Source organism: Flavobacterium sp. CSZ (genome assembly GCF_015350725.1).
In the GTDB taxonomy this organism is placed as follows: Bacteria; Bacteroidota; Bacteroidia; order Flavobacteriales; family Flavobacteriaceae; genus Flavobacterium.
Genome location: NZ_JADKPQ010000029.1, coordinates 1 through 16,051, shown reverse-complemented (window position 1 = coordinate 16,051; position 16,051 = coordinate 1). Strand labels below are relative to the sequence as shown.

The 16,051-nt window shown below is 34.1% G+C and carries 11 protein-coding genes; 4 read left to right on the top strand and 7 right to left on the bottom strand.

Translation table 11 applies throughout. From position 1 onward, the window contains the following. Nucleotides 1-121: 121 nt before the first annotated feature. From IRZ78_RS23995 to IRZ78_RS23975, 5 genes are all read right to left on the bottom strand, one after another. Nucleotides 122-3,118, bottom strand: coding sequence for a histidine kinase (locus tag IRZ78_RS23995; RefSeq protein ID WP_194619734.1), 2,997 nt, complete (start codon nt 3,116-3,118; stop codon nt 122-124). Next, nucleotides 3,102-3,857, bottom strand: a complete 756-nt coding sequence (locus tag IRZ78_RS23990; RefSeq protein WP_194619732.1) for a LytTR family DNA-binding domain-containing protein — start codon at nt 3,855-3,857, stop codon at nt 3,102-3,104. Before IRZ78_RS23990 ends, IRZ78_RS23995 begins: the two co-directional genes overlap by 17 nt. A 71-nt stretch (nt 3,858-3,928) precedes the next feature. After that, nucleotides 3,929-5,713 carry a chloride channel protein gene (locus IRZ78_RS23985; RefSeq protein WP_194619730.1) on the bottom strand — a complete coding sequence of 595 codons (1,785 nt, stop codon included), beginning with the start codon at nt 5,711-5,713 and terminating at the stop codon, nt 3,929-3,931. Between the two features lie 76 nt (nt 5,714-5,789). Further along, complete coding sequence (gene ggt, locus IRZ78_RS23980; RefSeq protein ID WP_194619728.1) at nt 5,790-7,472, bottom strand: gamma-glutamyltransferase; 1,683 nt, start codon at nt 7,470-7,472, stop codon at nt 5,790-5,792. A 41-nt stretch (nt 7,473-7,513) separates the two neighbouring features. Beyond that, on the bottom strand, nt 7,514-8,098 hold the full coding sequence (locus IRZ78_RS23975; RefSeq protein WP_194619726.1) for an acyl carrier protein phosphodiesterase: 585 nt from the start codon (nt 8,096-8,098) through the stop codon (nt 7,514-7,516). A gap of 325 nt (nt 8,099-8,423) precedes the next feature. Here IRZ78_RS23975 and glmM point away from each other — a divergent pair, with 325 nt between their 5' ends. Then, nucleotides 8,424-9,812 carry a phosphoglucosamine mutase gene (glmM, locus tag IRZ78_RS23970; protein WP_194619724.1) on the top strand — a complete coding sequence of 463 codons (1,389 nt, stop codon included), beginning with the start codon at nt 8,424-8,426 and terminating at the stop codon, nt 9,810-9,812. A 277-nt stretch (nt 9,813-10,089) separates the two neighbouring features. Here glmM and IRZ78_RS23965 read toward each other — a convergent pair whose 3' ends face one another. Both IRZ78_RS23965 and IRZ78_RS23960 read right to left on the bottom strand, forming a co-directional pair. Then, nucleotides 10,090-11,580, bottom strand: coding sequence for a glycosyl hydrolase (locus IRZ78_RS23965; protein WP_194619722.1), 1,491 nt, complete (start codon nt 11,578-11,580; stop codon nt 10,090-10,092). A gap of 221 nt (nt 11,581-11,801) precedes the next feature. Then, the gene (locus IRZ78_RS23960; protein ID WP_194619713.1) at nt 11,802-12,674 is read right to left on the bottom strand and encodes a lysophospholipid acyltransferase family protein; all 873 of its coding nucleotides are present in this window, start codon (nt 12,672-12,674) and stop codon (nt 11,802-11,804) included. A gap of 112 nt (nt 12,675-12,786) precedes the next feature. Here IRZ78_RS23960 and IRZ78_RS23955 point away from each other — a divergent pair, with 112 nt between their 5' ends. The 3 genes from IRZ78_RS23955 to IRZ78_RS23945 all read left to right on the top strand — a co-directional run bounded on the left by IRZ78_RS23955 (nt 12,787) and on the right by IRZ78_RS23945 (nt 15,575). Further along, nucleotides 12,787-13,425, top strand: a complete 639-nt coding sequence (locus tag IRZ78_RS23955) for a rhomboid family intramembrane serine protease (protein WP_194619711.1) — start codon at nt 12,787-12,789, stop codon at nt 13,423-13,425. Between the two features lie 52 nt (nt 13,426-13,477). Then, nucleotides 13,478-14,167 carry an SIMPL domain-containing protein gene (locus tag IRZ78_RS23950; protein ID WP_194619709.1) on the top strand — a complete coding sequence of 230 codons (690 nt, stop codon included), beginning with the start codon at nt 13,478-13,480 and terminating at the stop codon, nt 14,165-14,167. 208 nt (nt 14,168-14,375) lie between these two features. Then, nucleotides 14,376-15,575, top strand: a complete 1,200-nt coding sequence (locus IRZ78_RS23945) for an MFS transporter (protein WP_194619707.1) — start codon at nt 14,376-14,378, stop codon at nt 15,573-15,575. Nucleotides 15,576-16,051: the final 476 nt, after the last annotated feature.

The following is a 16,051-nucleotide window of genomic DNA, read 5'->3' as shown; positions in this document are numbered from 1 at the left end:
TTCTAATTAATTTACCTTTTAAAAGCCTCTTTATTTGGCATGAAACTATCTTTTTAGTTTATAAACAAAAAAGCACTTACCAATATTTTGATAAGTGCTTTAGAGTTTTAAAGGAAAGAAATTACACTAAAAGTAAAATGGTTACGGTTGTGCCTTTATTTTCGGTAAAATCAATTTTTATAGAATCATTTTTTAGGTCTTGCAATAATGAAAGGCGCTCTTTGGTAAGGTGAATTCCTTTTGATTGATGTAGTTTGCTTTTTTTAGCTGCATTTAAACTCATGCCGTTGTCTATAATTTTACATTCTAAAAGTGTGTTTGAAATCATTTTAAACGAAATTATTAACTTCGGAGAAATACTCGATTCATTGAAAGCATGAACAAAAACATTCTCTACAAAAGGCTGTAAAAGCATTGTTGGAATTTTAGTGAAATAAGTATCTACTTGAGGCGAAATTTGAATTTCAAAATCGATTCTATTGTCAAAACGCATATTTTCGATCGTGATATAGGCTTCAAGATATTCTATTTCCTCCTCTATGGTAATGGTTTGTTTAGAAGAGTTTTCGAGTGTTTTCCGAATTAATTTAGAAAATTCACTAATATAGAGCAGCGAGTTTTCGATGTCGTTACTTATTATAAAATCCTGAATGGCATTCATCGCATTAAAAGTAAAATGCGGATTCATCTGACTCAATAAAGCCTCGAGTTTGGTCTCAGCAATACGACGCTGAATGATGGTTTTTTCGTTTGATTTTCTTTTTATTCTAAGAAAAACATATGCGATTACTGCAGTAAAAACAGTAATGATTAGAATAATGAACCTCCAATTTAACCAAAACGGCGGTTGAATATAAAGTTGTAAAATCGTAAATAATTTTGATTTTCCTGCATTCATATCAAAAACTTCAATTTCTACAATGTAGTTTCCATAAGGTAAATAGGGTAGAAATAAGTTTGTTTTTTCGGTATACGGACTCCAACGATTGTTATTATTTAAGCGATATCTAAATTTTAATTTGTTAGGGAAAGGATGTCCTTTTGGAACAAAATCAATCGAAAATGAATTATGCTTGTAGTCTGAAACAAGTTGCTTTGAGTTGTACCTGAACCATTTATAAGACGAAGATTTTAAAGGAACATTATTTATGGCAATTTTACTGATCCCGATTTCAGAAACTGTTAATTGAGTGGCAATTAAACGGTTGAGATCTAGGGTGTAAAATCCTTTTTGAGTTCCCAACCATAATGTATTGTTGAAGATTTGAGAAGTGGTTATTCTGCAATCCTTTAGACCTTGTTCTTTGTCAATAAGTCGTATAATACCATCTTTATAAATATTGATCCCTTTTTCTGTACCTATCAAAACATAGTCTTTGTAGGATTCAAGAAATAAAATAGTATTCCCAATAATTTGTTTTTTTGAAATTGTTTTAAGGATTTTGAAAGATTTTGAATCATCAATTATAAAAACATCACCAAACTCAGCGGCCAGAATTAATTGTCCTTTGTTATTTTTTGTAATGTGTTTGAATTTTTTTTCTTTCCAGATTCCATCGGCTAAATACGATCGAAAGTGACCATTTTCATAAACATAAATTCCATTAAAAACAGATAAAAGATAGGTTTTATTATTGTTGGTTAAAATTTTTACGATGTATTGTGGCGTGTTTTTATTGAATTTGGAATAATGCGTATTTTCTAAAGTTTTTAGATTTTCGTAAACGCGAACTCCTGCATACGTAATGGTTTCTATTAATTTATTATCATAACCAAAACCAATTTTTAAACTATGTTTAGGCAGGTAATTGACTATTTTATAATTTTTATCAATTTCAAAAATTCCTATGTTGCTATTAATCCATAAAGAGTTTTGGTTTTTTACGATTTCATAAAACTCAATTTCATTTGTTGGAATATTAAAATTCAATTCAAAATCTCTTGATTCTTTTGATTGTTTAGTTAAGATTTCTTTTCCCTTTTTATAGAAAGTCATTTCAATTTTCTTGAAATCCTCAAGTGAAACAGAATTTGTAATTTCTTGTTTTGCATTTAGAACTTTTAATCCTTTGGTATCTAAAATCAATTTATCATGATTGAAATTTTCAAAATCAATAATTGATGTTGATTTGAATGGATTATAATTAATGATTTGATCTAATCTTACCTGATAAATTCCATTGTCGTTCGAACCAACATAAAGGATGTCATTAAATTTATCGTATACTACATTCAGTAGAACTTTAGAATCGATTCCGTATATGTTAGAGACATCTGTCATCTTATCATCTGCAATCGTATAAAGTCCTCCGTCTGGAGTATAAACGCCCCAGGCAGCGGCAAAAATGGTGTTTCTATTATCTTTTACAAATTGCCAGACAAATGATTTTCCAAAATTTACAGATGATTTGTTTCCATTTAAAATTTCATCAAAATCATATTTATTAATATATGTTTCGTTGCCACTGTAAAGTGTAGAACCAAAAAGGCCTAATGAATAGGAGTTCTTATGCAAGACAACCGGAACAATACGCGGAGTCGGAGACGATTCGTCAATTTTAAATAAACCTTCAAACGTAGAAGTAAAATAGACAATATCTTTATAGGTAACAAAGGCTAAGGAAATAAAATCTTCTTTGTACTCAGGAACTTTAGGCGTAATTAGCTTGTTTGTTTTTATGTCAATTATAGAAACACCTTGTTCTGTACCAACATAAATTTTGTTTTTGAACGGAAAAACTTTTCTTGTTTTATTGGATAAAAGTCCATCTTTCATTGTAAAAACAGTAAACTTTTCACCGTCAAATTTACTAATACCACCGCCATAACTGGCAAACCACATATTTCCATCGGTATCTTCTGTAATATCCCAACAGCTATTATGACCCAAACCATTGCTTTCATCAATAGTGGTAAAGATTCCGTTTTCCATTCTTGAAACGCCATTTTCAGTTCCTATCCATATAATGTTTTTAGAATCTAAAAATAAAGAACGTACTGCATTATTAGGTAAGCCATCTGAAGTGGTGAAGTTTCTCGATGGAAAATATTGACCAAAAACAGAAGTTGTAATTAAAATAAAAAAGAGTTGTACAAAAATCTTATTTGGTAATGGCATCAATAAGCTCTTTTTTATTAAATGATTTATCCGAAACGGGAATTTTATCCCCCGAAGTCATTTCGAGAAGAAAGTCATCTGATTTGAAATTTGCCACATATTCCCGGTTTATCAAATAACTTCGCTGTACTTTTAGGAAGTTAGGTGACGAAACCAGTAACTCGCAAGTTTCTTTAAATGATTTTGAAGTATAATGTTGTTTATCTGTGGTGTGAATAAGAGTATACGAACCGTCTGATTTACAAAAAATGATTTTGCTAACCTGTATTACCTCAAAGCCGGTTTTTGTTGGGAAAGCAATTTGCTGTTTTCCTGTAAATTGATTGGCTATGTTTTGAGAAAGTAGTTGATAACGATTTAAAGTATTCTTTTTTTCTAAAACAAAATCAAGTCTGTCAATTGCAGCTTTAAAATCTGCGACATCAATTGGTTTTAATAAATAATCTAAAGCACTGTTACGAATCGCTTCAATAGCATATTCTTTATGAGCTGTTGTAAAGATAACTTCAAATGGAATATTCTCGAAATGAGAAAGCAATTCAAATCCGTTTTCATCCGGCATCTGAATATCCAGAAAAACGAGATTGGGTGCGTGTTTTTTTATTGAAATTAAAGCAGATGAAACAGAATTGCATTGATCAACTATTTCGATTTTATCTTCGTAATAGAAATTACATAGTTTTTTTAAGAAACTGCGTGCATGCGATTCGTCATCAACAATAATTGCTTTAATTTTCATAACAGACTTGGTGGTATTTGGTTGGTTGTTTTTGGAAAGAAAATAGACAGGTACTATTTTTTTAATCAGTTTTATTCAATCGTCATAGAGCGCAATTTAGTTCGGTAAGCCTCAAGTGCAATAGATTTTGAAATGAATCCAAAATATTTTCCATTTCGTAAAACCGGAAGAAAAGCCGATTTTGATAGTTCGAATTTGCTCATCACAATTTCCATGCTGTCAGTAGATGAAATTGTAGCCAAAGGTGTTTTCATAACATCTTTGATTAAAGTATATTTAACTCGATAGTTATTGAAGATAATTTCCCGAATATCATTAAAATGAACCACTCCAACTAAATCTTTTTCATTATCAACAACTGCGAAAACAACCTGATTCGAGTGTGAAATAAGATCCACCAGTTTGCTTAAATTTTCATCTGGATGAACTGTAAGATAATCACATTGAATAATGGTGTCAATATCTAAGGTAGAGAGAATATTTGAGTCTTTATTGCTGGTAAAAGCATGACCTTTTTTGGCCAAACCTTTTACATCAAGAGAATATTTTTCGAAACGTTTAGAAATAGCAAAACTTATCGAGGAAACAATCATAAGGGGAATCATCAGGCTATAACCTCCGGTAATCTCAGCAATTAAGAAAATAGCAGTAAGCGGCGCGTGAAATAATCCGCTCAAAATACCAGCCATTCCCACCATCGTAAAATTACTAATAGGTAATTTTGATAAACCAATAAGACTGATAAATTTGGAGAAAAAGTAACCCAAGTAAGAACCTAAAAATAGGGAAGGAGCAAAATTACCTCCATTCCCACCGCTTCCCAGGGTGAGCCCTGAAGCAAATACTTTTACCATCATCGTGCATCCAACAAAAAGAAGCAACACCCATTGATTATTTCTAAAATCAGCAAACAAAGTATTGTCTAATAGTTTTCCGGGATCACTCTCAGATAAGGTTTTGATGCTTTCGTAACCCTCTCCAAAAAGTGTTGGAAATATAAAAATAAGTAAAGCCAGTAACGAAGAACCAATTAAGGCTTTTCTATAAGGACCCACTTTTAAGTGTGAAAAATAATGTTCGACTCTTTGAAAATTTCGAGCGTAATAAACAGCTATAAAACCTGTCAAAATTCCTAACAAAACATAAAAAGGGATATTATGATAGTTAAAAGCTTCTTGTTTTTTAAACGATAATAAAATAGTTTCATCCAAAACGATAGCAGAAACCAAAGCGCCTGTTGCCGCAGAAATCATAATAGGGGTAAAGGCCGAAATGCTAACATCAACCAATAAAACTTCAATTGCAAAAAGAACCCCCGCAATTGGAGCATTAAAAGCTGCAGAAATTCCCGCAGCAACACCACAGCCAATAAGTAATGTTCTGTCTTTATAAGGTAGTTTATAGTTTTGGGCAAAATTTGATCCAAACGCTGCTCCTGTAATCACAATAGGACTTTCTAAACCGGCAGAACCACCTAAACCAACCGTAAGGGAAGAGGTAACGATTTGGGCATACATTTGCTTTTTGGGAATAATACTGGCTTTTTTTGCAACGGCATATAAAATCTGAGAAGTTCCTTTTTCGATGCTTCCGTTAAGAACTCTTTTTACCACAAAAACAGTCAGCACGATTCCGACAATTGGAAGAATACTGTTGATGAAACTAAGTTTTAAAATACCATTAATATAGGTGGCAAATGAGAAAACGCTATGGGCAAAAGTCTTAAGAACAATTACAGCCAAAGAGCATGAAACACCAATTAAAACACTTGATAAAAAAATAAACTGCTTTGGAGTCATTAACGATTGTCCTAAAGCGATGATGCTTTCTAGTCTTCTAAAATATTTTTTTAGCATTCTGTTTGTAAAAAGTTAGGGAAACTACAAATTTAGCTCATAATGTTTGAATATAAAATAAAAATCAGCAACTAAATTAAAAACCAACTGCTGTATCGTCTCCTCGGGAATCTGCTCCACCTTCCAGACTGTTATTTGGTAGAACTAATATACAGTCTAATTTACCAATTACAGGAGTTGTTTTCTCGTTGATTAAATATCCTTTTGCTTTTAGTTTGTCTATAGTATTTTTATCAAAAGCATTCGGTTCAAAAGTAATTAAGTCCGGCAACCATTGGTGGTGAAAACGCGGAGCATTTACAGCATCCTGCATGCTTAAATTGTATTGGTATACGTTTAAAATCGCTTGTAATACACTTGTAATAATCGTTGATCCTCCCGGAGAACCAACAACCATAAATAATTTTCCGTTTTTCTCGACAATTGTTGGTGTCATGGAGCTAAGCATTCTTTTTTGAGGCGCAATGCTGTTGGCTTCGTTTCCTACCAGACCAAACATATTTGGAGATCCTGGTTTGGCACTAAAATCGTCCATTTCATTATTCAAAAAGAAACCTAATTCATCACAGTAATATTTAGATCCGTAACCATCATTGAGTGTGGTTGTTGCTGCAACAGCATTTCCTTGCTCATCAACAATCGAATAATGAGTAGTTTCGGTGCTTTCGTTAAAACTTACTTTTCCTTCTTTTATTTCTGATGATACACTGGCTTTGTTTGTGTCGAAAGTTGACATTCTGCCTTTTAAATAAGAATCAGATAATAACCCGTTAATGGGAATTTTTACGAAATCCGGATCTCCCAAAAACTGACTTCTATCTGCATAAGCCCTTCTTTCGGCTTCAACAATTACCTGAATCGATTCCTCTGAGTTATGTCCCATTTTAGCCAAATCATAAGGAGCAATCATTTTCATTATTTGCGCCAGACATATTCCACCGCTGCTAGGAGGCGCCATCGAAGTAATTTTTAAATCTTTGTAATTAAATTGTAATGGCTCTCTCCATTTGGCTTCGTATTTCTCCAAATCTTTCAGCGTTATAATTCCGCCTTTTTTCTGAAGATAATTCACCAGGATTTTAGCCGTTTGACCTTTATAAAACTCATTTCTTCCGTTTTTTGCAATTCGTTTTAAAGTATTGGCAAGAGCCGGATATTTTATGGTATCATTTTCTTTAAAGTTACCCGCTAATAAGGTATTAGGGCCATTTATTTTTACAATCGCATCATGATAATCCTGAAGTCTTTTTTCCTGTTTTTTGGTTACCACAACACCTCTTTCTGCCAAAGCGATAACGGGTTTTAGAATTTCTGCCATTGGCAAAGAACCTAGTTTTTTATGAACCGCAAAAACACCGGCGATCGTTCCGGGGACACCAATTGCAAGAGCCGTTTCGGTACTTTTACCTTTTATAACATTTCCGTCTTTGTCCAAAAACATATCTTTTGTTGCTGCCAATGGTGCTTTTTCACGATAATCTAAAGACCCCACTTCGCCATTTGCTTTTCTGTATACCATAAATCCACCGCCGCCAAGATTTCCTGCGTACGGATATGCCACTGCAAGTGCCAATTCGGTAGCCACCATGGCATCGAATGCGTTTCCGCCTTTTTGTATAATTTCAGCGCCCACTTTAGAGGCTTCCTGGCGGGCCGAAACCACCATCGCTTTTGTAGCTACTAATCCGGTTGGTTTTGCAGTTTGCTGGGCAAAACTATATAGGGTGATAAAGCTGAATAAGAATGCTATTTTTTTCATAAAAGAGAATCGTATTTTGTTTTTATAGAATCTGACGGATTCTATAAAGTCAGTAATTTTTGTTTTGAATGTGATTTGATATCTTCAAAAAAGAGTGTGAATTCCTGTTCGAATTCAGAATAAAACTCCACTAGTTCTGCACTTGCAAACTGCATCTTTGATAAATTTTTAGACCTTCGGTCCATTTGAGTCAGGATATGATGAATTCCTTCGACAGTCTGGTAGCTCCAAAGCCAGTTTTCCTGAATCATAGTAGGCATCAGGCGCTGCGTTTTCTCTGTTAAAATAGGATAATTTTCGTGTAACGATCTGTAAAATCTGTTGATGAATTGATCTAACTTTTCATCGGAATATTTTTCCCAGTTTTTGGCTAAAAAATGATCGTAAATAATATCAACAATAACGCCTGCATAATGATGGTATTTTTCATGTAAACGTTTGGTACTTTGTCTGAAAACATCGTGCGAATCTGTATAAGTATCTATGGAGCGGTGTAAAATAATACCTTTTTGAACCTCTTGGGGAAAATGTTCAAATTGTTTTCCGCGAATTCCATCGGCCATAAAATTGCCAATTTTGATTAGATCATTGTCTCCGGACAAATAAATGTGGGCTAGGAAATTCATTTTTTTTAAGTTTCTAAGTTTCTGAGTGGCTAAGAAACTAAGTTATTTTAGTAAAACTATATTTTTCAAGCTACTAAAGTTCTAAGTAGCTAAGTCACTAAGTTTAGTAAAAGTATGAAAAAGTTTTTGATTTCGTTTTAGTGAATGATACAGTTTATCAACTTAGTTTATCCGGTACTTTGAACTTTTTAAAAGATGCTTAAGAATCTCAGGACCTTAGTAACTTAGCTACTCAGTAACTTTTTTTTAAAATTCTTAGCCCCTTAGTATCTTAGAAGCTTAGTAACTTTTCTATATTTGTAACTGGTAACCATAACTCATAAAAATGACTTTAATAAAATCGATATCAGGAATAAGAGGAACAATTGGTGGAAAAGTAGGAGATAACCTGACTCCTGTTGACGCTGTGAAATTCGCATCGGCATATGGTACTTTTCTTAAAAACAATACTTCAAAAGAAAAATTAACGGTTGTAATTGGTCGTGATGCAAGAATTTCCGGCCCAATGATTCACAATCTTGTGGTTAATACTTTAATAGGTTTAGGAATTAATGTAATAGATCTTGGACTTTCAACAACGCCAACAGTAGAAGTGGCTGTTCCATTAGAAAAAGCAGATGGCGGAATTATCCTGACAGCTTCTCATAATCCTAAACAATGGAATGCTTTAAAATTGCTGAATGCAAAAGGAGAATTTTTAAGCGGAGAAGAAGGCGCTAAAATTCTTGAAATTGCCGATGCTGAAGCTTTTGATTTTTCGGATGTCGACAGCTTAGGCGAAATTACCGTAAATGATGCGTATATGGATATTCATATCGACGAGGTTTTGAATTTGCCTTTAGTTGATGTTGAAGCGGTAAAAGCAGCAAAGTTTAAAGTAGTGGTTGATGGTGTAAATTCATCGGGAGGAATTATTATTCCGAAATTATTAGAATTAATGGGCGTTGAAGTAGTAAAATTATACTGCGAACCAAACGGACATTTCCCGCACAATCCGGAACCTTTAAAAGAGCATTTGACGGATATTTCTGAATTGGTAGTAAAAGAAAAAGCTGATTTAGGAGTGGTAGTGGATCCGGACGTAGATCGTTTGGCATTTATTAGCGAAGACGGGGAAATGTTTGGAGAAGAATATACATTAGTGGCTTGCGCGGATTATGTGTTGAGTAAAACTCCGGGAAATACAGTTTCCAATATGTCATCATCACGTGCATTGCGCGACGTAACTATTGCACACGGCGGAAAATACGAAGCCAGTGCAGTTGGAGAAGTAAATGTAGTGGCATTGATGAAAAAAAATAACGCTATTATTGGTGGTGAAGGCAATGGCGGAATTATTTACCCTGAATCTCATTATGGGCGCGATAGTTTGGTGGGCGTGGCATTGTTCCTGACACATTTGGCAAATAAAAAAATATCAGTTTCGGCATTACGCGCCTCATATCCCGAATATTACATGAGCAAAAATAAAATTGAATTGACACCACAAATTGATGTTGATGCGATTCTAGTAGCAATGACTGAAAAATATAAAAACGAAGATATCACAACCATTGATGGTGTGAAAATTGATTTTGCGACAGAATGGGTTCATTTAAGAAAATCAAACACAGAACCAATCATCAGAATTTATACAGAAGCTCCATCTCAGGAAAAAGCAGATGTTCTGGCACTTCGTATTATAGATGAAATAAAAGCAATTGCAGGAATTTAAATTTTTAGCAATTCTTCAATAAAAAAGCCTCTTTCAATTGTGAAAGAGGCTTTTTTATTGAATGCAATCTAGGGTGCAAAGCCTACAATTTTCGCTGTTAGGCACTAAATATTGGTAGAAAACATAAATGGATTAAATTTAGCGTGCCGTAGGTACGCAGTAGTTATCATTTTGTTGCGTGCCTGCGGCACGCCAACGAATTTTGAACCTATAGGGCTACCAATATTGAGTGTCTAATGGCACATTTCAACTCTTGGTTCGTATATTAATTAGAATCTTAGTTCTTGATAATTTTCAATGATTTTTTTACTGAACCATAACTAGCAGTTACAATATAAACTCCCGTTGATAGTAGTTTATCTCCAATTTTAATATCTTCATTGGTAAAATGAGTATCCGAAGAATAGCAAATTTGCCCTCTGATATCTGTAATTTTTAAAACTAAAGGTTCTGTATTTACTGATTTTATATGAAGTACTGACTGACTTTTAATAGGATTTGGATAAACCGTAAAAAAGTCTTGCTCAATTAAAGGGTCATTTACCCCTAAGCTTGCTATTGTAACATCAATATAATTAAAACTCATATTGTTTGATTTGAATTTAATTTTCAGGTAAACTTCTCCTTTTGGCAATGCAATGCCGTTTACAATTTTGTTCGTATAGGTTTGTAAGCCACCGGTCGCCGGAAATGTTTCGTCTGTTTTAACGACAACATCATTTACTAAAATATCAAATTTACCCTGAGCTGTAGATGCCATCCTAAAAGAAAAATTATAAGTTCCGGCATTGTCATTGTTTAGCATAAATTCATTCCAGTCCCCTTGGTCTATAGCACTTACATTTTGTACTGTTCCTGAATCTGTCGTATTTTGCAGGCTCGTTCCTTTTCGACGGTAATGTTTATTGGCGAGTATTCTGCCGGGAACGTTCATTTTTTTAGCAGTATAAGCAGTATTGATATATTCCAGCCCGATAGGTCTTAGAACACCACTTTCGGGAGCTAATAAAGGTCCTTCTGCCATATCTACCCATTCGGCGGGAACTCTTCCGGTAAACCACGAATAGCGATAAATATCCGGATCGTTTTCAAAATTAGTTATGATTTCTTTCATAAACGCAGTTTTTTGTGCTGCCGTCTGAACTACTCTGTTGGCAAATTCAGTTACCCAAACAGGTCTATTGTTTTTTTTTAGAAGTCCGGTTACACCAATTACATCGCCAGAGGTTCTGTCATAAGTATGAAAGGCAATATAATCGACTTTGCAGGTTGGGCATAAAAGAAAAAACTGATCATGCCATGCAGTGGGGCTGCTATAACCTCCATAATTATTGTTCGGGTCATTAAAGGCTGGGGATGCGCTTACTATTTCGAGATTTTTGGCAGCAGCGACTCTCTCAACATTAACCCAATTATTTACAGCGTCCTGCGGAGTTAATCTCGCACCATCATTAAAGTTAGGCTCATTGTAGGCTAATAAGTATTTTGCGCCGGGTTTAATTCTGTTTATAAAAGCCTGTACATCGTCATCATTGATTTTTCCCCATGCCATGGGTACATATTCAACACCAATAGAGGAATAATTGGCATTGGTATCCTTTTCAGGTAAAGAACCCCAGTTGTACCACCACGAAACTCCTGGCTTTAGAGCAAGTAAATCAGCTGTTGAATGGTCTTTGTAAGCTATCCCTCGTTTGGGGCTTTGAGCGAAAATTGTTACTGCAAAAAAACAGGACAGTAAAAATGAAAAACATAATTTTTTTGTCATATTAGGATAATTTAGATTTGGGAAAATATTTATCACTTCAAATGTATATTGTTTCTGTAATTTATTCTTTATATAAGGTGAAGAAAAAATATTACAAAAACCCATCAAGAACCTTCTGGACATAGTAGTATACTGGAGATTCTTGTTTTGATCGTTTTATAAAATAAAAAATCCAAGAAAGTAACGGTTACCTTTTTGGATTTTAATTTTTTGATGAGTAGTTATTCCACCCGATGTTTCCATCTTTTATGTGTCCATAAATAATATTCAGGAGCTTCATAAATTTGTTTTTCTACTTCTCTTAAATACTTTTCTGTTATTTCGAAATTCTCGTAATCATTCGGATTGTCTGCAATTGGAAGAAAAGTAGCTTCATAATAGCCTCTTGCTACCTTTTTTACTTTTACCATTACAACACTTAAATCGTATTTTTTAGCCAGCATTTCGGCTCCGGTGTGCACAGGCGCTTCAATACCCATAAACTTCATTGAATGAAAGATTCGGTCGAGTTTTGGAGACTGATCGCTTGCTAAACCATACAAACTTAGTTTTCCCTCACGCTGATTTTGCGCCATTGTTGGAATTGCTTTTCTGGTTTCGACCATTTCTGTTTTATATCTTGAGCGTATTTTTCGAATCAATTTATCAAAATAAGGATTAGCAAGCCTTTTATAAACCGCAATTCCTTGAAAACCTAATTTAGGGTTAATAGTTAACAGCCATTCGTAGCTGGCATAATGCGAAGCTACCAGAATTATACTCTTCCCTTTTTTTGCATAATCCTGCACTAATTCGATGTTAGTTACCTGGAATCTTTTTTCCATTTCTTCGTGGGAAATGGACATTGTTTTAATCATTTCTAAAAACATGTCACACATGTGATGATAGAATTTCTTTTCAATTTTTTTTCTTTCTGAATCACTCAAATGCGGTAAGGTAAGAGCCAGATTATCTCTCACTACTTTTTTACGATATCCAATAACCCTGTAAACCAAAAAGTACACAAAGTCTGAAAATAAATAAAATAGTCGGAATGGAAGTATAGAGATAAGCCAAAGTAAAGGATAGGCTAATATATAAACGAGAAACTGCATTTAATTTTTTTTTACAAATATAAAATAAAAATGAATAACCACTGATATTTTGCTTCGACACTAACATATGTTTAAGAATGACTATATTTACAATTCACATTAAATGTTTTTTATGAATACCATTTTAGTTGGAATAATAGTGGCCAATGCTTTGATTAGTTATAAAGGATTTAACGATCTTGCTTTTTTTAGAAAATACGAATTTCATGTTGGAAGTATTCGCTCTGGAGAACAAATCAGAATGCTTTCGTCGGGATTTTTGCATGCAGATATCATGCACTTAGCGTTTAATATGCTTACATTATGGTTTTTTGCTCCTGTTGTAATACAATGGATGGGCACTTTTTCTTTTGTTTTAATTTACTTCGGTAGTTTAATATTCGGAAGCTTGCTAACCATGTTATTTCACAAGAATGATTACAGTTATAGAGCTGTTGGTGCTTCGGGGGCGGTAACGGGAGTTTTGTATTCTGCAATATTATTACAACCCGATATGATGTTGGGAATTTTCTTTGTCATACCCATGCCGGCATATTTGTTCGGAATTTTATATTTATTGTATTCAATTTACGGAATGCGCGCCAAAAATGACAATATTGGACACACAGCACATTTTGGAGGTGCTATAGGTGGTTATTTGATTACTTTGATAAAAGAACCTTCATTAATTGTAGATCATAGTTTGATGGTAATTCTATTGGCTATTCCTATTTTGATACTTTTTGTAATGGCAAAATTGGGCAAATTATAATATTGGCACAACTTTTGAAATTCCATTATCAAACAATTTAAATATAACAAAAATGAAGAAAGCACTATTATTTTTAACAATCATGTTTATGACTATGTCTTACGCTCAAGAAATCAAACAAATTCCTCAAATCAATGTAAGTGGGGAAGGAAAAGTAAAAGTAGCACCTGATCAGGTTTGTATTTCAGCAACTGTTGAAACAAAAGGGAATAATGCTAAAGATGTCAAAAAACAAAATGACGAGAAAATCGATGCAGTTTTAAAATTTATAAAAAAAATGAATATTCCTGCAGCAGATTACAAAACCAAACAAGTAGCGCTTAATCCTCAATACGATTACGAGAAAAAGAAAACAAGCTACAATGCTACTCAAACAGTAGAAATCATTCTAAAAGACTTAACAAAATACGATGACTTAATGGATGGTTTAGTTCAACAAGGAATTAACCGTATCGACAGAGTTTCTTTTGAAACTTCTAAATTAGTTCAACTAGAATCAGAAGCTCGTAAATTGGCGATGAAAGAAGCTAAATTAAAAGCAGAAGATTATGTTTCTGTATTAGGACAAAAAGTGGGTAAAGCTTATACTATTTCTGATAATACTCAGGTTTACCGTCCACAACCAATGTATGCTGCTATGAAATCAATGGAAATGGATTCAGCGGGAGCTCCAAACCAAACTTTAGCAATTGGAGAAATTGAAGTTACAGCAAACGTTAGTGTTAGTTTTGTTTTAGAATAACAAAATATATTTCAATTTTGAAAATCCAAATTCCAACTTAAAACTGGGATTTGGATTTTTTTTTACTTGTACTTTTTGAATTTAAGATGATAAACTTAATATTATCGAGGATAGAGAATATTGTAAAGAGCCTGCGGTACTTTTCGTAAAAAAGGCTATTAGTTTTAAACGGGAGTTTTCATTATTTTTGCACTTTTAAAAAATCCTCATGAATTCCCCCGTAAAAGCCCTCCATCCCATTTATAATCTACAATTTGGATTAGTCTGTTTAAGTTCGTTACTTTTTTCTGCTAGTTTTAATATGCTGATTCCTGAATTGCCCGAATATTTGAGCAATATGGGGGGAGCAGAGTATAAAGGGTTAATTATTGCCTTTTTTACCTTAACGGCAGGAATTTCAAGACCTTTTAGTGGTCGGTTGACCGATACTTTAGGAAGAGTACCTGTAATGGCAGTTGGCTCTATTGTTTGTTTTGTCTGCGGTATTTTATATCCGGTTTTAGGGACAGTTTCCGGATTTTTATTCTTGAGATTAATTCACGGATTTTCTACTGGATTCAAACCTACAGCTACTGCGGCTTATGTTGCGGATATTGTGCCAAGAGAACGCTGGGGTGAAGCTTTGGGTTTGCATGGATTGTGCTTTTCTATAGGAATGGCTCTTGGTCCGGCTATTGGAAGCTCGATTAAATTGTATTCATCTATGAACATGCTTTTTTATGCTACTTCTGTTTTTGCTCTTCTGTCTATTGTTATTCTAATGAATATGAAGGAAACGTTAAAACATAAACAGCGTTTTAACCTGCGTATTTTAAAAATTTCGCGAAAAGACATTATAGCTTTAGAGGTTCTTCCTGCAGCTATCGTAACTTTTCTTTCTTATATGGCTTATGGTGTTATCCTGACGTTGATTCCGGATTGGAGCCAGCATTTAGGAATTACCAATAAGGGTCTGTTTTTTATGGTCTTCACCATAACTTCGGTAATGATTCGTTTTGGCGCAGGAAAAGCGTCTGACAAATACGGTCGTCTTCGTTTAATAGGGATCGGACTCTTTTTATTAATTATATCCTTGGTGATTGTTGGATTTTCAACATCGATTGCCGGATTTTTGGCAGGAGCAGCATTATATGGAGTTTCTACGGGAATTGTTTCTCCGGCTTTAAATGCCTGGACGGTTGATATGAGTTTTCCGGAACATCGTGGCAAAGCTATGGCGACGATGTATATTGCCTTGGAAGCAGGAATTGGTCTTGGTGCACTTTTCGCCGGATGGGTATATCAGGATGTGATTGCAAAAATTCCAATGTTGATGTACGCCAGCGCAATAATGGTTTTCTTATCCTTAGGGTATGTTTGGATTCAGTTTAGGAGAGATAAAAAAAGCAATTTTTCACAACAACTGTAAGCTCGTATTTAAATCGTTTACTTATTGGTATTCTTAGGCTAGGAACTAAGTCAAGATTTTGATTATATAACCCGATAGTTTCAAAGACTATCGGGTTTTTTATTTGATGGCTATATATAAGGAGAAGTTTTTGCTATAATATATAAGAGCAATTTTTATTACATAAGATACATAGACTAGCTTTTATTGTAATTTGGAGTTTAAGATTTGAAATTTAAGATTTGAAATTTAATAGAGGTTAGGAGCTATTTCCTGCTATCGATTCCAATCTTTTGTGCTGAACCCCGGCACAAAGGGATTTCCACTACTATCGGGGCTGGGGGAGCAGCTTCCAGCCAACACCTAGCTTTGTGTGTTATATAAGATTCACGATAAACCAGGAAAACCAAGAAAAAACAAATCTCGGCGCCTTAGCGCCTTCGTGGCTCAACCACCCCAACCACCCCAACCACCCAAAACAGGCAAAACTCCAAAGT

Excerpts from the sequence above, each read along its gene's own strand:
- IRZ78_RS23950 (WP_194619709.1), top strand. The coding sequence starts at position 13,478 with ATGAAGAAAGCACTATTATTTTTAACAATCATGTTTATGACTATGTCT.
- glmM (WP_194619724.1), top strand. The coding sequence starts at position 8,424 with ATGACTTTAATAAAATCGATATCAGGAATAAGAGGAACAATTGGTGGA.
- IRZ78_RS23975 (WP_194619726.1), bottom strand. The coding sequence starts at position 8,098 with ATGAATTTCCTAGCCCACATTTATTTGTCCGGAGACAATGATCTAATC.
- IRZ78_RS23960 (WP_194619713.1), bottom strand. The coding sequence starts at position 12,674 with ATGCAGTTTCTCGTTTATATATTAGCCTATCCTTTACTTTGGCTTATC.
- IRZ78_RS23995 (WP_194619734.1), bottom strand. The coding sequence starts at position 3,118 with ATGCCATTACCAAATAAGATTTTTGTACAACTCTTTTTTATTTTAATT.
- IRZ78_RS23955 (WP_194619711.1), top strand. The coding sequence starts at position 12,787 with ATGAATACCATTTTAGTTGGAATAATAGTGGCCAATGCTTTGATTAGT.
- IRZ78_RS23985 (WP_194619730.1), bottom strand. The coding sequence starts at position 5,713 with ATGCTAAAAAAATATTTTAGAAGACTAGAAAGCATCATCGCTTTAGGA.
- IRZ78_RS23965 (WP_194619722.1), bottom strand. The coding sequence starts at position 11,580 with ATGACAAAAAAATTATGTTTTTCATTTTTACTGTCCTGTTTTTTTGCA.
- ggt (WP_194619728.1), bottom strand. The coding sequence starts at position 7,472 with ATGAAAAAAATAGCATTCTTATTCAGCTTTATCACCCTATATAGTTTT.
- IRZ78_RS23990 (WP_194619732.1), bottom strand. The coding sequence starts at position 3,857 with ATGAAAATTAAAGCAATTATTGTTGATGACGAATCGCATGCACGCAGT.
- IRZ78_RS23945 (WP_194619707.1), top strand. The coding sequence starts at position 14,376 with ATGAATTCCCCCGTAAAAGCCCTCCATCCCATTTATAATCTACAATTT.